The sequence below is a fragment of the Bacillus sp. FSL K6-2839 genome (assembly GCF_038003365.1).
Lineage (GTDB): Bacteria > Bacillota > Bacilli > Bacillales > Bacillaceae > Bacillus.
In genome coordinates this window covers 42,532-59,298 of the sequence record NZ_JBBOOZ010000001.1, presented here as the reverse complement: position 1 = coordinate 59,298, position 16,767 = coordinate 42,532, and the positions used below count along the sequence as shown (strand labels likewise).

Annotated in this window: 16 protein-coding genes; 7 read left to right on the top strand and 9 right to left on the bottom strand. The window is 43.6% G+C overall.

Going from position 1 to position 16,767, the window contains the following annotated elements; all coding sequences use genetic code 11:
• Positions 1 to 29 precede the first annotated feature (29 nt).
• The 6 genes from MHH26_RS00105 to MHH26_RS00080 all read right to left on the bottom strand — a co-directional run bounded on the left by MHH26_RS00105 (position 30) and on the right by MHH26_RS00080 (position 6,133).
• Positions 30 to 776, bottom strand: coding sequence for an amino acid ABC transporter ATP-binding protein (locus MHH26_RS00105; protein ID WP_340971655.1), 747 nt, complete (start codon positions 774 to 776; stop codon positions 30 to 32).
• Between the two features lie 12 nt (positions 777 to 788).
• On the bottom strand, positions 789 to 1,463 hold the full coding sequence (locus MHH26_RS00100) for an amino acid ABC transporter permease (protein ID WP_060595532.1): 675 nt from the start codon (positions 1,461 to 1,463) through the stop codon (positions 789 to 791).
• Between the two features lie 24 nt (positions 1,464 to 1,487).
• Positions 1,488 to 2,279, bottom strand: coding sequence for an amino acid ABC transporter substrate-binding protein (locus MHH26_RS00095; RefSeq protein WP_106043427.1), 792 nt, complete (start codon positions 2,277 to 2,279; stop codon positions 1,488 to 1,490).
• Positions 2,280 to 2,301: 22 nt separating this feature from the next.
• A complete protein-coding gene (locus MHH26_RS00090) occupies positions 2,302 to 2,805 on the bottom strand; it encodes a GNAT family N-acetyltransferase (protein ID WP_095285964.1) in 504 nt (167 codons plus the stop codon).
• 17 nt (positions 2,806 to 2,822) lie between these two features.
• Positions 2,823 to 4,148: an LLM class flavin-dependent oxidoreductase gene (locus MHH26_RS00085; protein ID WP_034664103.1), complete on the bottom strand. Its 1,326-nt coding sequence runs from the start codon at positions 4,146 to 4,148 to the stop codon at positions 2,823 to 2,825.
• 200 nt (positions 4,149 to 4,348) lie between these two features.
• Positions 4,349 to 6,133 carry a right-handed parallel beta-helix repeat-containing protein gene (locus tag MHH26_RS00080; RefSeq protein WP_340971650.1) on the bottom strand — a complete coding sequence of 595 codons (1,785 nt, stop codon included), beginning with the start codon at positions 6,131 to 6,133 and terminating at the stop codon, positions 4,349 to 4,351.
• Positions 6,134 to 6,395: 262 nt separating this feature from the next.
• On the opposite strand from MHH26_RS00080, the gene MHH26_RS00075 reads away from it, so the two are divergent.
• Positions 6,396 to 7,889 (top strand): peptide MFS transporter, encoded by a 1,494-nt coding sequence (locus MHH26_RS00075; RefSeq protein ID WP_334750782.1) that lies wholly within the window; start codon positions 6,396 to 6,398, stop codon positions 7,887 to 7,889.
• 45 nt (positions 7,890 to 7,934) lie between these two features.
• On the opposite strand, the gene MHH26_RS00070 is transcribed toward MHH26_RS00075, so the two are convergent.
• Complete coding sequence (locus tag MHH26_RS00070) at positions 7,935 to 9,368, bottom strand: amino acid permease (RefSeq protein WP_034664109.1); 1,434 nt, start codon at positions 9,366 to 9,368, stop codon at positions 7,935 to 7,937.
• Positions 9,369 to 9,693: 325 nt separating this feature from the next.
• Between MHH26_RS00070 and tcyA the strand changes: the two genes are divergently transcribed.
• From tcyA to MHH26_RS00045, 5 genes are all read left to right on the top strand, one after another.
• Positions 9,694 to 10,509 (top strand): cystine ABC transporter substrate-binding lipoprotein TcyA, encoded by an 816-nt coding sequence (gene tcyA, locus MHH26_RS00065; protein ID WP_106043419.1) that lies wholly within the window; start codon positions 9,694 to 9,696, stop codon positions 10,507 to 10,509.
• The gene (locus MHH26_RS00060) at positions 10,496 to 11,188 is read left to right on the top strand and encodes an amino acid ABC transporter permease (protein ID WP_034325166.1); all 693 of its coding nucleotides are present in this window, start codon (positions 10,496 to 10,498) and stop codon (positions 11,186 to 11,188) included. The genes tcyA and MHH26_RS00060 overlap by 14 nt, the downstream gene beginning before the upstream one ends.
• Positions 11,189 to 11,200: 12 nt before the next feature.
• Positions 11,201 to 11,944 (top strand): amino acid ABC transporter ATP-binding protein, encoded by a 744-nt coding sequence (locus tag MHH26_RS00055; protein ID WP_340971645.1) that lies wholly within the window; start codon positions 11,201 to 11,203, stop codon positions 11,942 to 11,944.
• A 144-nt stretch (positions 11,945 to 12,088) separates the two neighbouring features.
• Positions 12,089 to 12,733, top strand: coding sequence for a YczE/YyaS/YitT family protein (locus tag MHH26_RS00050; protein ID WP_034664112.1), 645 nt, complete (start codon positions 12,089 to 12,091; stop codon positions 12,731 to 12,733).
• A gap of 186 nt (positions 12,734 to 12,919) precedes the next feature.
• Positions 12,920 to 13,612, top strand: a complete 693-nt coding sequence (locus tag MHH26_RS00045) for a 4'-phosphopantetheinyl transferase family protein (protein WP_034664114.1) — start codon at positions 12,920 to 12,922, stop codon at positions 13,610 to 13,612.
• Here the strand turns inward: MHH26_RS00045 and MHH26_RS00040 are convergent.
• Entirely contained in the window at positions 13,609 to 14,946 is a 1,338-nt protein-coding gene (locus MHH26_RS00040) for an aminotransferase-like domain-containing protein (RefSeq protein ID WP_340971641.1), read from the bottom strand. The genes MHH26_RS00045 and MHH26_RS00040 overlap by 4 nt on opposite strands.
• Before the next feature lie 130 nt (positions 14,947 to 15,076).
• Between MHH26_RS00040 and MHH26_RS00035 the strand changes: the two genes are divergently transcribed.
• The gene (locus MHH26_RS00035; protein WP_060595524.1) at positions 15,077 to 15,991 is read left to right on the top strand and encodes a DMT family transporter; all 915 of its coding nucleotides are present in this window, start codon (positions 15,077 to 15,079) and stop codon (positions 15,989 to 15,991) included.
• A gap of 35 nt (positions 15,992 to 16,026) precedes the next feature.
• Here MHH26_RS00035 and MHH26_RS00030 read toward each other — a convergent pair whose 3' ends face one another.
• The gene (locus MHH26_RS00030; RefSeq protein ID WP_106031584.1) at positions 16,027 to 16,767 is read right to left on the bottom strand and encodes a thioesterase II family protein; all 741 of its coding nucleotides are present in this window, start codon (positions 16,765 to 16,767) and stop codon (positions 16,027 to 16,029) included.

Here is a 16,767-nt window from a genome sequence, read left to right as displayed (position 1 = left end):
ACTCACCCCTCTAAAGAGTAAAAAGCAGCTTATGCTTCTTCAGCCGCTGCTTCTTTTTGGATAAATCGTTTTGTCCGTTCATTCTTCGTTTCATCAAATAACTCAGTTGGTGTGCCCTGTTCAATAATATGACCATCCGCCATGAAAATCACATGGTCTGCCACTTCTCTTGCAAACGCCATTTCATGTGTGACGATGATCATCGTTGTTTCTTGAATCGCAATGGATTTAATAACTTGAAGTACACCTGAGACAAGCTCTGGATCAAGCGCTGACGTTGGTTCATCGAGTAAAATGGCATGTGGATCAACCGCTAACGCACGGGCAATTCCAATTCGCTGCTGCTGTCCGCCAGATAACGTGACTGGATAGCTGTCAGCCTTTTGCTCTAATCCTACCTGCTTCAGCAGCTTCATCCCAATCTCATTTGCTTGCTGCTTCGTCATTTTTTTCGTCACAAGCAGTGATTCTGTGATGTTTTGCAGTGCTGTCTTGTTTTTAAATAGATTATAGTTTTGAAACACCATGGCCGTTTGTTGACGCAAATGATGGGCTTCTTTACGTGTATACTTGGACGCATCGAGCCTCGCATCGCCAATTTCAATCATGCCTTCATCTGGTATTTCTAATAAATTTAAGCAGCGCAGCAAGGTGGATTTACCGGAGCCAGAAGGTCCGATAATGGCCACAACCTGCCCTTTTTGCACATCGAGATTGATTCCGTCTAAGACGACAAGATCGCCGAATGATTTCTTCAAATTGGTGAGCTTGATCATGTCCACACCTCCTTAATTCCGGTAAGGTTTGCTGATTTTTCGTTCAAATAGGTCTTGAAGGAAGCTATAAATGATGGTCATAACCCAATACACAATCCCTACGGCTAAATAGGTTTCAAAGTATTTATAGTTCGCGGACGCAATCATCTTTCCTTGGGCAAACATTTCTGCCACCCCAATGGTAAAGGCAAGAGATGTTTCTTTTAAGAGACCGATAAAGGTATTCCCCGTCGCTGGAATCGCATTTCTGACTGCCTGCGGGAAAATAATTCTGACGTAAGACTGCCATCTTGTCATGCCGACAGATAGACATGCCTCTAGCTGCCCTTCATCTACAGAATTGAGGGCCGCTCTGAAAATTTCTGCTAAGTATGCTGAGTTTTTAATACTTAATCCGATAATGACCGCTGTTAGGGCATCCATTGAGGTCATCGCAGGGAATAGCTGCGGAAGACCAAAATAAATGAGAAAGAGCTGAACCAAGGTTGGAACCGCTCTGAAAAAAGAAATATACAGCTTGGCAAATTGGTATAAAACAGGTATCCGATTTTTCGTAATGAGAGCGAATACCACACCAATGATAATGGCAAATACCATGGAGACAATCGCCATGAAGATCGTTATCGGCAAGTATTGAATCAATGTCGGAAAAACCGTCACCATATACTGCCAATCAATTTTGTTCATGTCTGCTCTTCACCGCCGCTGTCGTTATTTTTTAATTGGCACCGTGACATCGTCTTTGAAATACTTCTCAGACAATTTCTTCAGTGTCCCGTCTTCTCTTAATTCTTTGATCGCTTTGTTAAATTCTTCTCTTAGCTTGTCATGCTTTTTATCTTTGGCAAATGGGTAGCCTACTTCTTCATACACAATTGGGTTGCCAACGATTTTGAGCGGCAGACCTGTTTTTTCAATTTGAGCAAGTAATACACTGCGTCCGTTGACATAAGCATCTACTCGGCCATTCGCCACTTCATTTAATACACCGTCTTGCGTTTCATATGTTTTAATATTGATTTTTTTGTCCGGGTCTTTGCTCTCTAGGTTTTTGGCGTGGTTAGAGCCAAGAACCGCCGCCACTGTTTTTCCTTTTAAATCATCAAGACCTTTGATGTCGTTGTTGTCCTTTTTCACGATGATTTGTGTTCCTGCGTAAGCGTACGTATCTGTAAAGTTAAACGTTTGTTTACGCTCATTTGTGACTGCGACTTGGTTTGAAACTGTATCCAGCTTACCAGATGTCAGCTGTCCCATCAGTCCGCTGAATTCACTCAACTGCCAGTCTAGTTTGTAGCCGAGTTTTTTTGCAATGGCTTCAGTTACTTCGACATCGAAGCCAACAAGCTTGCCATTGTCTTTATAAGCAAACGGATAGCTTTGTCCTGTGGCGCCTACTTTTAACACTTTTTCTTTGCCTTCACTCTGATTGTTGCCGCCGCAAGCTGCTAAAACTGCCAGCATTGCTGCAAATAGAACGACTAGCCACTTTTTGTTTTTCATGTTCGTAAACCCTTCTTTCTTCTTATAATTGTGTCATATCTGACCTTAGTTGTTTTTTAAAATAAACCGTGATGTGACCCTTGCCTAAATCCTTTTCTCCTGCTCTGACGTAGCCTTTGCGCTCATACATGTCCATGAGCCACGGATGCTTATCAGCTGTACCTAGAGATACGTATGGCACCTTCAGGGTATCCCTTAGCACTTCAGTTTCCACCCATTCCAGCAAGACAGAGCCTGTCCCTTTTTTGGCGGAAGGCTCTGAAGCAAACCACCAAATGTGAGGGACGCCGAACGGTCCTGGCTGCTCTCCCCAAGGCATACGGAGCGACAAGGTGGATAGAAGTTCTCCGTTTTCTTCCATCACATAGCAAAGATTCTTTTGTACATTTTTCTGCACGAGAGCGAAATCAGCATGTGCTGCTTGGAACTGGATGCCGAGCTCACGAATTGGCTCATAGGCTCTTGTTGTCAGTTCAAGCAGCGCCTCTATATCTGCCTCTGTTGCCAGACGAAATGTGTATCCCAACGTTAGTCACCTCACCCTTATGTCGTGTAGCGATTTTTTGGCTGTGTTAATCCTAGATTTTCTCGTAAGGTTTGTCCTGTATATTCTGTTTTGAATAGACCTCTTTCCTGAAGGATTGGGACGACGCGGTCTACGAACACATCCAGCCCTTCTGGCAAGAGCGGCGGCATGACGTTAAAGCCGTCTGCTGCTTCTTCATTGATCCATGTTTCCATCACATCTGCTAGCTGCTCTGGTGTGCCAATGAAAATATTATGACCACGAGAGCCGGCAACCGATTGATAGAGCTGGCGAATGGTCAGGTTATCCTTTCTCGCCATATTCATCACAAGATCAAAACGGCTTTTCACCGCATTTGACGTGCTTGGATCAATCTCTGGAAGCGGTCCGTCTAAAGGATACTGAGACAGATCAATCCCACCTAAGTAGTTTTGCAGAATGCTCAACCCAATCTCAGGAACAATCAGCTCCTGTAATTCTTCATATTTTGCTTTGGCTTCTTCCTCTGTATCAGCAATGATCGGGAAGATCCCCGGCATGATGCTGACGTCCTCTCTAGCACGACCAGCAGCCACTACTTTCTCCTTCAAGCTTTGATAAAATTCCTTCGCTTTTTCGAGATCGTTTTGTGCAGTGAAAATGAGTTCAGCTGTTTTCGCTGCAAGCTTTTGACCATCCTCGGATGATCCTGCTTGAATGATCACTGGCTGCCCTTGAGGCGTGCGTGATACGTTGAGAGGACCTCGTACTGAGAAGAACTCACCTTTATGCTGGAGCTCATGAAGCTTACTAGATTCGAAGAATTCTCCCGTTTCCTTGTTTCTGACAAGGGCGTCTTCTTCCCAAGAATCCCACAGACCTTTGACGACCTCGACGAACTCTTCTGCTCGTTCATACCGTTTATGGTGTGCTAAATGCTCTTCTCCGCTAAAGTTTTTCGCTGTTTCTTCAATAGAAGATGTGACCACATTCCATGCCGCTCTTCCGCCTGATAAATGATCAAGGGAGGCAAACTGTCTTGCAATATGGAAAGGCTCACTGTATGTAGTGGATGCTGTTGCTGCTAAACCAATTGATGAAGTAGACTCAGCAATGGAGGAAAGCAGGGTGAGCGGTTCAAATCTCGTCAATACATTCGGATGAGAGGTTTGGTTAATGGATAAGCTGTCAGCTAAAAAGAGCAAATCCAGCTTTCCTTCCTCTGCTTTTTTCGCTAATTGTTTAAAATAATCAAGGTTCATGGCTGCATCTGATACGGCGTTCGGATGTCTCCAAGAGGCAACATGATGTCCAGTTCCTGCGATGAATACGCCTAGCTTGAGCTTCCTTTTCGGCTGTGACACTTGTTCTTCATCCTTTCTATATCCTGCTGTATCAAACTGATGTCCTCAGAAGATACATTTTTCTGATTGAATTAATCGGTTTTATCAATAAAAAAAGGGCAAATGTTGCGAAAAATGAAAAATAATTATTACTATATGCCCTTTTTACAGGATTGTCAACCGCATTCTGAACCTCCAAAATTAGGGAATTCACCAGCTCATCATGGTGTATCGATTTCAATATTTCCGATGAGCCGGTCTGTGGTATGTGTCACCAATTGGCTGCGTTCCAGCATGTTATGGGCGATCACGGAATGAGTGGAAGATATGGTGCGGACGGCAATCGCTTTTTGAGGAGATAAATTAATGATGTTATTCCGCAGCACACGGGCTGAGGCGGCTTGATCGATAAAGATCGCCGTCGGCTGTCCGAACGAACGATTTAAATAAAAGCGGTTATCTCCAATTTGCGGTGAACCATTTTTAATATACATCACCACATATAAAGATGTTTCTTCAAAGGAATTATCTTTAATTTCTAATGGACCCGTCGTGCTGCTGTATAAGGCGTAATTTTGGTAGTGCTTAAAGCGATTCTGCCAGATGAAAGCCTTTGCATTCCCAGTGATACTGATCGTATACGAAGACGCAAGCTCTGGGTGTCCTTCTTGAATAAAATGGTTGCCATTGATTCCAGCTTCCCCTTCCTGCACCCATATCCCTCTGCTGAAATCTTTGAATTGATTGTGCTGGATCAGGATATTCGTTCCTCTCACCATCGCCCCATCGATCACCGAGTAGATTGTATTGTTTGAAAAGACGACGCTATCCGATTGATAGATACGCAGCGCTGCGCTTCTTTGCCCTGTATTCGTCCCCGATTCAATATGATTTCCTTCTATTAGAATACGATTCGCCATATAAACGGACACAGCCGCATCTTCAAATAGACTGATCTTATTTCCTGTAATGTGAACGCTGTCGCCCCTCACATCAATCCCTTTTTCAAATCCCTCAATCATATTGCCAATAATAATCACATTGTTTTCCGTTTGACCAAGAGAGACACCTAAGCTCGTAATTCCTGCTTTTGTAACGCCTCCTCCCACTGCACGGATCAAATTGTTGGCAATGATTGTTTCTGTGGCAAAGCCGTAGGAGATACTGCTGTCTGTATGATTGCCTTCAATGATGACACCATAGCCGTTGAAATTATAAATGGAACTTGCAGCACCACCTCTTACAATGTTGTTTCGAATTTGAATATTCAGCGGTTCCTCCATATTAACTGCGTTTTCTCCGTAGCCTTCAATATCAATACCCATTCTCGGCTCGACTCCGTTTACTCCTGCTCTCTCCAGCAGACAGTCCTCCACAATGACCCCATCACAGCCAGTAATCGAGATATTGTTTCGTCTTGAATCTGTGATGTGGCAGCCAGAAATATGAATAGATGAAGCAGGCGAGTACGATTCAGCTTGTGATAATAAACCGTGGGGACTTACAATGATGCCGTCTCCCGTACAATTCTTGATTTGCACACGATTCACTTCCACATGGGAGGCCCCTTCAATACATATCCCAAAGCCCCACTCATGGGTTTTTCGTTCAGGGGGAAGCGACTTGTACACATGCTCATGACGATCCCCTTCGATTCGCCCGCCTCTGATGGTCACATGCTGAACCTTTCCTATATAAAAGGCCGCATACCCCCACGAATCATTTGGTTTTACCTTAATCACGGCATCCGGCGCCATCTCAATGTACATATGACTTGGCACCCGTATGCCTGCACCTCGGAAAGGAAAAAATCGATCACCTCTGTACACTGCATCGATTACATACGTGCCGCTCGGCAGCCAGACGTGGGAATACCCCTGTGCTTTCGTCCATTCTAAGCATTCATTGAGCCTCGCTGTACAGTCCGTTTCCCCATCCGCAATCACACCAAAATCTTGTACATTGACAACAGGTTTTTTTAGATCAGATTCATTCAATTCCCCCAACCTAAATCCCTCCTTTTCACACAAGTCCTCTTGTCATCCTATGCATGTGTAAAAGGTTTGCTTGTACAATTCTTCAAATTTTAAGTAAATTTTCAGATATAACTTTCTGACCATTCTCACTTGAAAGAATGTTTCATTTTTTTGAGTCTTTACGCCTATTGAACTAACATTTTCCTGTTTTAGAATAGTTTTATATTGACACAAGAACTATACAAGAATATCATTTTTCTCATATCTCTTTTTTTAAGAAAGGATCTATGCCATGTCTACAATTGACCACGATAAAATTGTTAAAAGTGTTCCTCAAAAAGGGTTTTTTGGACATCCTAAAGGACTTTACACACTATTTTTCACTGAATTTTGGGAGCGTTTCTCTTATTACGGCATGCGTGCACTGCTTATTTACTATATGTACACAGAGGTGACAAAGGGCGGTCTTGGTTTTGATCAGACGACAGCCAATTCGATCATGTCTGTGTACGGTGCGCTTGTCTATATGTCAGGCATTATTGGAGGATGGCTCGCCGACCGGGTATTCGGTTCGTCCAGTACGGTCTTTTATGGCGGGGTTTTCATTATGCTTGGACATGTCATTTTAGCTTTGCCAAGCGGAGCAACAGCGCTCTTTATTAGTATGGGACTGATTATTATTGGGACGGGTCTTTTGAAGCCGAACGTTTCAAACATTGTTGGCGACCTGTATACCAAAACGGACCCTCGCAGGGATTCTGGCTTTAGTATTTTCTACATGGGCATCAACATGGGTGGTTTTATTTCCCCATTAATTGTCGGAACACTCGGTCAAAAAGTGAACTTCCACCTCGGATTCTCACTTGCTGCCGTTGGGATGCTTGTTGGTCTTATTACATTTGTGATCACGAAAAAACCGAACCTTGGTCTTGCCGGCACTTATGTGACAAATCCGTTATCAGCTGCTGAACGCAAGAACTTCAAAATTTTCGGAACATTGATCATCATTGTGCTTGCTGTTTTTGTCGTCATTGGCATTCAAACAGGCGCACTCACGATTAATCTATTCACTTGGTTTGTCAGTGTGCTTGGTGTGCTCATTCCGATTGTGTATTTCATCGTCATGTATTTCAGTAAAAAGACGAGCCCAGTGGAGCAATCCAGGGTTCTCGCTTATATTCCATTGTTCCTTGCTGCGGTGATGTTCTGGGCGATTCAAGAACAAGGCTCAAACATTTTAGCCACATATGCAGATCAACGAACAAACTTGAATTTCCTAGGGATGACACTTGCCTCTTCGTGGTTCCAATCATTGAACCCAATCTTTATTGTGCTGCTGTCTCCTGTGTTTGCTTGGTTGTGGATTAGACTTGGAAAGAAACAGCCGTCTACCCCGATTAAGTTCTCACTTGGCCTTCTATTTGCAGGATTATCCTTCATCATCATGATCATTCCTGCCTACATGTCTGGTCCCAATACACTTGTGAGCCCATTATGGCTCGTTCTGAGCTTCTTCCTCGTCGTGATCGGAGAGCTCTGCTTATCACCAGTTGGGCTGTCAGCGACAACAAAGCTTGCACCTGCTGCCTTCTCAGCGCAAACGATGAGCCTTTGGTTCCTTTCAAATGCGATGGCACAGGCGATCAATGCGCAAGTGGTCAAACTGTTTGATAAAGTGCCAGAAACCGTCTATTTCGGTATCATCGGATTGCTTGCCATCGTTTTATGCGGTGTGATGCTGCTCTTAACACCAGTGATTAAGAAAGCGATGAAAGGTATTCATTAAATGAAAAAAGAAGCCTCCCGATTGGGTTGGCTTCTTTTTCATCGTTTAAAACCGAATCTCATCATCTCCATGGATTTGCAGCTTAAGCGGTTCACTTTTCGCCTGATGCTTTTTCACATAGCGGTGATAGACGACATACCCAATGATCATGAGAGGGACGCCGACATATAACCCAATGCGCTGTTCCTTATCAAAGGCAAGGCTGATTAAAACGATTGTGTTGAGTGTAATCGCAATAATTGGCAGAACCGGATAGAGAGGGGTTTTAAATTTTAAGTTTTCCAGCTTTCCGCCTGCTTTAAGATATCTTCTGCGGAAAAGCATCTGTGATAATGTAATGGTGATCCAGCCAGTCTGGGCACTCATGCCGGCAATGGACACGATCCAGGCAAATACTGTTTTCTCTGCAAAGAACCCGGATAATAGCGAAATCCCTGTAAACAGGAACGTGAGCAGTAAGGCATTCATCGGAATACCGCGCTGATTCACGCGTCTAAATGCTTTTCCTGCCATTCCTTCCTTCGATAAGGAATACAGCATTCTCGTCGATGCATACAAGCCAGAGTTGGCAACAGATAATAAAGCGATGATAATGACAAAGTTCATGATGTCTGCCGCAAAAGGAATTCCCGTTCTCTCAAATACAGTAACAAATGGACTTTGCAGCACACTCGCTTCCTTCCAAGGCACCATACCCGCTAAGACGAAGATTGATAAGACGAAAAAGACGAGTGTACGCCAAACAGTCTGATGAATCGAACGAGGAACGGTTTTCTCAGGGTTTTCACTTTCTCCTGCTGCAATCCCGATCAGCTCTGTTCCTTGGAATGAAAAGTTCACGGTGATCATCGTGACCACAACGGCGAGCAATCCATTTGGAAACAAACCATCACTCACAAAATGACTGAAGTAAGGGGCAGGTTCTCCGCTCGTTGTTTCAATAAAACCAAACATCGCCGCTCCGCCTACACCTATAAAGAGTAAAATCGCAATAATCTTAATGGTTGAAAAGAAAAACTCCGACTCCCCGAACGCTTTCGCCGATCGGGCATTTAATAAGAAAAGACACAGTCCAAATATGAGACACCAAATCCACACATCCACTTGCGGGAGCCAGCGCCTCATCAGCTGTCCTGCTGATAAGAATTCTAGGGCGACCGTTGCCGCCCAGCCAAGCCAATAAATCCAGCCGACAGCAAAACCCGCTGCAGGGCTGACAAATTTCGTCGCATACGTATGAAACGACCCCGACACAGGAAGTGCGACCGACAACTCTCCAAGACACAGCATGGTTAAATACATAATCAATCCGCCCACAATATAAGAAAGAACGGCTCCAACTGGCCCTGCTTGTCCAATCGTATAGCCCGTTCCTAAGAAAAAGCCTGTCCCAATGACACCGCCAAGTGAAATCATAAATAAATGGCGGGAGGTCATCGCCCTTTTCAGTTGTTCGGGCTGATTTTGTCCAACATCCACAATGATGCCCTCCTTCTTCTAAGATGCTCAGTTATCAAAACATGTCTCCATGTGATCCATTCAATTTTCAAAACAACCTACTAATTATACATCTTTTATAATAAATATTCTTCCTTCTATGGTCACTGTCACAAAGTCTTTATTTTAGTAATGTTCGCACAAATAAAAGATGAAGGGCTTTGTAGACGATAGAGGTTTGAAAGAAATGGGTTGCGGGCATAAAGTTGGTGAGATTCGCTCAAGCTAGTTTCAAATGCTTTACTTTTAGGTTGCTTCTCTGTAAGATCATATGTTGTAAATACCAACAAGAAAAGTGGGGAATAAAATGAAAAAAATGTTCTTTGCCATTATTTTAGGCGCTTGTGTTGCATTGATCACGGCATGTGGATCTGGTGCAAGCGACAACGCGAATAAACAATCTGGGTCTAAGGAATCAGGCGACCTTTGGAAATCCATTCAGGATAAAGGTGTTCTGACGATCGGAACAGAGGGTACTTATGCTCCTTTCACATTCCATGACAAAAAGACAGATAAATTAACTGGCTACGATGTAGAAGTCATCACAGAAGTAGCAAAACGTCTTGACTTAAAACCAGAATTCAAAGAAACACAATGGGACAGCATGTTTGCTGGACTGAATTCAAAACGTTTTGACGTGGTAGCGAACCAAGTTGGTAAAACTGGACGTGAAAATCAATACGAGTTCTCTGATAAATACACAACGTCTCAAGCCATTGTTGTGACAAAATCAGATAACAACGACATCAAGAAACTATCTGATGTAAAAGGCAAAAAAGCAGCACAATCATTAACGAGTAACTACAATAAGCTAGCAACAGATGCTGGTGCTAAAATTGAAGGCGTTGAAGGTCTTGCACAATCGATTCAATTGATTCAGCAAGGACGTGCTGATCTGACGTTCAATGACAAGCTGGCTGTATTGAATTACTTGAAAACAAGCGGGAATAAAAACCTAAAAGTTGCATTTGAAACAGGAGATCCTCAAGAAACTTACTTTGCATTCAGAAAAGGCAGCGGCGAAGTCGTTGACAAAGTGAATGGCGCATTAAAAGAAATGAAAAAAGACGGTACACTCGCAAAGATTTCTAAGAAATGGTTTGGTGAAGATGTTACAAAGTAATACCCTGGGAGTCGTCATTCCTTGGGATCTTCTTCAGCAATCTTTTTGGCCAATGGTGATGCAGGGGATTTATTATACAATTCCCCTCGCCATCATTGCCTTTATCATTGGTATTTTTATCGCGCTTGTGACAGCTCTTGCTAGAATGTCTAAAATCAAAGCCCTCAGATGGATTTTTTCCATCTATGTGTCGGCCGTTCGCGGAACGCCGCTTTTTGTGCAATTGTTTATTATTTTCTATTTCTTTCCGACATTTAATATCACACTGGATCCATATCCAAGTGCCATTATTGCTTTTTCATTAAACGTAGGTGCGTATGCGTCGGAAATTATCCGTGCATCCGTCCTGTCTGTTCCAAAAGGACAATGGGAAGCTGGTTATTCCATCGGGATGACGCATCGTAAAACACTCGTCCGCGTCATTTTACCGCAGGCTGTGCGTGTATCGATTCCGCCGCTATCTAATTCATTCATTAGTTTGGTGAAGGATACATCTCTTGCCTCCCAAATCCTCGTGGCAGAGCTTTTCCGTAAGTCTCAGGAAATTGCTGCAGCGAACTTGGATCAGATATTGTTCATTTATATGGAAGCAGCCCTGATCTATTGGGTATTCTGCTTCATTCTATCGCTCGTTCAGCATCAAATTGAAAAACGACTTGATCGATATGTCGCAAGGTAAGGAGGGAACGACATGCTAACAGTCAAAGGTCTAAAGAAATCCTTTGGTGAAAATGAGATTTTAAAGTCAATAGATTTTACAATCAACAAAGGGCAGGTTGTGGCCATTCTCGGTCCATCAGGTTCAGGAAAAACAACGATGCTTCGCTGTTTAAATGCACTTGAAACACCAAATGGCGGCTCCTTTTCCTTCGATGATTTCTCGATTGATTTTTCGAAAAAAAATAAATCAGCTGACCTGCTGAAGCTTCGCCGGAAATCGGGAATGGTGTTTCAGGATTATCACCTGTTCCCACACCGCACAGTGCTTGAAAATGTGATGGAAGGTCCTGTTCAAGTACAGCGCCGTCCGAAGGAAACGGTTCGAAAAGAAGCCATCCAGCTCTTGCAAAAGGTCGGTCTTGAAGATAGAAAAGATCTGTATCCATTCCAGCTGTCAGGCGGTCAAAAGCAGCGTGTCGGGATTGCCCGTGCACTTGCCATTCAGCCAGAGCTCATGCTTTTTGATGAACCAACCTCTGCACTTGACCCTGAGCTTGTCGGGGAAGTCTTAAAGGTCATGAAGGATCTAGCGAAAGAAGGCTGGACCATGGCAGTGGTCACACATGAAATTAAGTTTGCCCAAGAAGTGGCAGACGAAGTGATTTTTATTGATGGCGGCGTCATCGTCGAACAAGGCCCTCCGGAAGAAATCTTCAAACGACCGAAGGAAGAACGAACAAAACAATTCTTAAACCGGATTTTGAATCCAGTATGATGAAAAAAGGCTGTTCTCACGTGATGAGAGCAGCCTTTTTTCATATTTTTAAAAGTAAGCGATTACAATTGAGCAAAGCCATTTAAAGGGGCGTGGGAGTATGTTACGATTGAATTCGAGTGTTTAAGAAAGAAGGGAATGCTTTTGAAGCGGGAACATCTTTTACGTTGGTTTTTTTATTTTGTTGGATTGATCGTACTAGCTTTTGGATTATCGCTGACAGTGAAAGGAAAGATTCTTGGGATTGGTCCTTGGGACGCTTTCCACTACGGACTGTTTCAGCACTTTGGACTCACGATTGGACAGTGGTCCATCATTATTGGTGCACTGATTGTGACACTGACTTCTGTTTTTACGAAATCATTTCCAAAGATCGGCGCATTACTGAACATGGTGCTGATTGGCGTGTTTATAGATTTCTTTAATGCGGTATTGCCTGCACCACATGGGTATTTACCCGCTTTATATGTGTTTATTACAGGCGTTGTGGTATCAGGGTATGGTGTTGGCATTTATGTCTCAGCCAATCTTGGCGCCGGGCCAAGAGATTCATTAATGCTGCTCATCTCAGCGAAAACAGGATTGAACGTGCAGTGGGTTCGAAATGGCATTGAGTTAACAGTGCTTTTATTTGCATGGATGCTCGGCGGACCGATTGGCATTGGCACGATTCTGACTGCTATTTTTACAGGTATCGTCCTTCGTTTCTCCTTGCCGCAGTCTACACGGCTCCTGCAGCTGCTTATTACTAAAACAGCAGAGAAACCTGTTCAAACGCTTATCAGATAAGAACAAGCCATTCTACAAAAAGAATGGCTTTTCTTGTGCTGAAATAAATAAACAGATTTTTCTTATATTCATAAGATGAAATAAGCCTACATCTGTCATTTTAGGCTTTCAGTGAAAAGGAGGCCTGTTTCCCTTTTTCCCAGCGCTCTCCAATGTTACAATCAATGTAAAAAATTGAGGTTCGTTATGAAGATATTTGCTATCCAATTACTACACTTAGATGAAATAGGTGCACGACAACAAATCGATTGCCTGAAACCCTTTGTATCACCTGCAAAGCGTGCTGCGGCTGAGCGCTTTCGTTTTTTGGTCGATGCAAGAAGGACCCTGTTAGGTGAGGTGCTGGTTCGTCAAATGATCCATGATATGTACGATCTGCCTATTGATCAAATCGTTTTTGCAACAGAGGGCAACGGCAAGCCTTTCGTCCGGCACATTCCTTCTTTTCACTTTAATCTTTCTCACTCTGGTGATTGGGTCGTATGTGCAATAGATGATGCACCTGTAGGTATTGATATTGAGGAGATCAAACCGATTGATCTAGCGATTGCTAAACGATTTTTTTCAGCAGATGAGTATGAGGATTTACTTTCACAACCGGCAGAACGGCAGGAAGCCTACTTCTTTCATTTATGGTCAATGAAGGAGGCCTTTATCAAGCTGACTGGAAAGGGATTATCTTATGGTCTTTCGTCCTTTACAGCCCGTCTGTCAGAGGATGGACTGGCGACGTTGATATTACCTGATCATGAAGCGCCCTGCTTTGTTCAAACATACTCACTCGATCCTGCCTACCAAATGGCGGTGTGCACACGAAAGCCTGCTGCGGCTGAAAGTGTTGAGATACTCTCTTGCAGAGATGTGCTGTCCCGCCTTTAATATCGCCCAATTTGCTGAAATGCTGTCTTTAGCAAATCGACTCCACGTGTGATTTGCTCTTCTTTCACATGCCAGATGTTCAGCTGAAGAATGGGGTCTTTTTGATGGGTTGACAGGTAATGGCGGTCGATTGACTGAATGGAAACAGATGCCTTTTTTAGGTGCTGAATGAGCTGATTCATCGGAATCGACCGATCGACACGTACATGTGTATGAGTAGCTGGCCCCTCTTCTCCCAGTTGATAAGCGATTTGATCATTTTTCAGACAAGTCACCAGCTGTTTGGATCGGTTGTGATAGGTTGTCTGCATTCTTTCTCGATGCCGTTCAAACATCCCACTTTTTAAATATATTTCTAAGGCTGCCTGTGACAGCATGGAGCTGTCGATGTCAATGAGCCGTTTGTGTTCACTAAAAGGTCCAATCAGTTCCTCAGGTAAAACGACTGCTCCTGTTCGAAGTCCCGGAAAGATAATTTTGGAGAAGCTCTTTAAATAAATGACCTTACCCGCCTGATCGTATGAATAGATCGGGTCTCTTTTTGCGTCGAATTCTAAATCGGCTATATAATCATCTTCAACGATATAGACATCATATTTCTCAGCAAGAGCTGCAATCGCTCTTTTCTCCTGTTTTGACAAGCTCGTTCCAAGCGGGTTTTGAAACCTTGGCATCGTATAGAAAAAACGAATCTCCTCTTCTCGAAAGATACGCTCCAATTCCTGAAGATCAATTCCCTTTTCCGTCCGCTGAATCCCCCGCACGGGCAGTTGATTTTTCTCTAAATATTGGAGGTATAGGTGATAGCCAGGCTGTTCGACTAGTATGGTCTGTTTTCCATTCGGAAAAGGGATGGTGCTTAAAATGGATAACGCCAGCTGAATACCAGAGGTCATGACGATCTGTTCTGGATTTGCAAATACTTGATAATCCATTAATCGCTTAGAAATGACTGGCAGCAGCGATGGTAAGCCGTTGGCTGTGCCATAAATAAACAAGTCATTTTGATACAAATCAATCGCTTGGTTGATGCAGTGCTGAAAATCGACATATGGAAACACAACGGGATCAGGTGCAGATGAAGCAAAATCAATCCATGTGCTGTCCTGTTTACCCGCTGACTGCTTCGTTTTCACGACATAATAGCCGCTTCTTTCTACAGAATACAGCAGATGTTCACGTTCTAATGTGTCCAGTGCTTTGATGACAGTGCTTTTACTCACTCCATATTGAGCCGCTAAATGACGAATGGAAGGGATCTTCATGCCAGCACTGTATTCACCAGACGCCATTTTCTCTTTTAAGCTGAGAATAAGCTGATCATATTTCCTCACACCGCTTCCTCCTTGTACCGGTACAGATATCATGTTCTCTTATTGTACACCTTAGATGATCCGATTACGATAGAAGAACAGAACCGGTCAATTCAACTGAAGCATGCATGCTCGTGTAAGGAGTCAAGTTGTGAACATTTCAAAACAGAAAGCGTATGCTGCCGCGATAGGCTACGCCACGATTATTGGTTTTTCATTTTTGTTTGTCAAAATTGCATTAGAATCAGCAAACCCGATCGATTTATTGGCACACCGCTTTACGATTTCTTTTGCAGCCGCACTATTGCTGTATCCATTTTTACGAAAGAAGAACCGCTTCTCCATTCAATGGCGTGACCTTCTCTACATCGTACCGTTTTCCTTGCTTTACCCTGTGTTGTTTTTTGCTTTTCAAGTATGGGGGCTGATGTATACTTCTTCGTCAGAGGCTGGTATTATTCAGGCAACGATTCCCATTCTGACGATGGTGCTGGCCGCGTGGTTTTTAAAGGAACGCGCGACATGGATACAAGTACTGTTTACCCTTCTTTCTGTGTGCGGGGTGATGCTTCTCTTTGTCATGAAGGGAATTGATGTAAAGCATTCACACATGATCGGCTATGTGCTGATATTGCTTTCAGCCTTATCCTCCAGTGCATATAGTGTATTTGCCCGGGTGATTACACGGCGCTTCCATGTGATTGAACTCACCTTCGTGATGACATTCTTTGGGTTTGTCTTCTTCAATGCCGCTGCGCTCATTCGGCATTCGGTCAACGGGACAATGCCGCAATTTTTCAGCCCGTTTACACAAGCATCCTTTGTATGGTCAATGCTCTTTTTAGGCATTCTTTCTTCACTTCTCACGGCATATTTATCCAACTATGCCCTCTCTCAGCTTGAAGCGGCAAAGGTCAGCATCTTTAACAATTTATCTGCGTTTATTACGGTCGCCGCTGGGGTTCTCATTTTACATGAAACAATCGATTGGTATCATCTCATCGGAGGTGTGCTGGTCATTGGCGGAGTGATTGGCGGGAATGTAGTGAAGAAGCGGAATTCATAAGAAAAAGCGGTCTCTCAAACGAGGACCGCTTTTTTTTAATGTCTGATGAAGTGTTGTTTGGCAGCAAGGTCAATCACATGTCTCATCTGTTCTGCGAAGTGCTCGAGGTGTGTGTTGATGTACATGTGGCCTCCATCGAAGTTGGTGCGTTTGATGGTCTTTGCCCATGGCAGCCAGCCGTTTGCATCTTGCATGCATTTTTCATCTTGTGTTCCATTGAATAAATAAACGGGTGTTTCGATGACGGATTGATCTTTGTGCTGGAAGGTTTCCAGCGCCTGATAGTCTGCACGTAAGGACGGCGTAAAGTAATCCATCATTGGTTTGTTCTCTAATAATTCCTTTGGAATCCCGCCCATTTCGGCAATATGCTGAACAAATGCTTCATTGGATAAATGGGTCAGGATCTGCCGTTTTGTTTGCGGCGGCTGAATGGCCGAGATCACAACTGCTGCAGGATAGACCCCTTCCTTTTCTAGCAGCTGCGTCAGTCTATACACGACAAGTCCTCCCATGGAATGTCCGAACAGGATAAATGGGCGGTTCAGGTTGCCTGTAAGCCCTTCTTTGTACAGCTCAGCCAATTGGTCAATGCTCGTTTCGAGCGGCATGAGATTGGTTCCATGCCCTGGGGGCTCTGCTGCTGTTACTTCGGCAGAGCCTTTTAGCTGTTCAAAAAGTGGACGGTACGAGGCGGAATAACCGCCTGCAAAAGGAAAACAAATAAGCTGAATAAGGTCTGATTTTTTTTCAAAGGTTTTAAATAACTGATTCAT